The sequence below is a fragment of the Paraburkholderia sp. J67 genome (assembly GCF_905220265.1).
In the GTDB taxonomy this organism is placed as follows: domain Bacteria; phylum Pseudomonadota; class Gammaproteobacteria; order Burkholderiales; family Burkholderiaceae; genus Paraburkholderia.
Map to the genome: position 1 here is coordinate 1 of NZ_CAJMZK010000107.1, position 405 is coordinate 405.

The 405-nt window shown below is 63.0% G+C and carries 1 pseudogene; it reads right to left on the reverse strand.

The window, feature by feature from the left end:
- Positions 1–405: pseudogene (locus U5782_RS41390) on the reverse strand (adhesin); the annotation flags it as partial.

The following is a 405-nucleotide window of genomic DNA, read 5'->3' on the forward strand; positions in this document are numbered from 1 at the left end:
GAGATCGAACCGTCGCTGTTCACCGTCGAACCGCCACCCAGCGCGTTAGCCGTCGAGCTGGCCGTGTTGTACAGCTGGCCGCCGTTGATGGCATCGAAGCTCGATGCGTTGACCGCACCGTTCGCCACGTTGTGCAACGCCACCGGCGTCGTCGAACCCACGCCACCCAGCGTGATCGAGTCGTGCGCCGACGAGTCGTACATCACGGCATTGGACATCGTGCCGTTGATGTTCGTGATGTCGCCATTCAGTTGCGTGAAGGCGTCACCCGCGTTGTTGTACGTCTGGCCGCCGACGACATACGTCGGGTTCGTGATCGAACCGTCGCTGTTCACCGTCGAGCCACCACCCATCGCGCTAGCCGTCGAGCTGGCGAGCGTGTACAGCTGCGAGCCGTTCACTGCA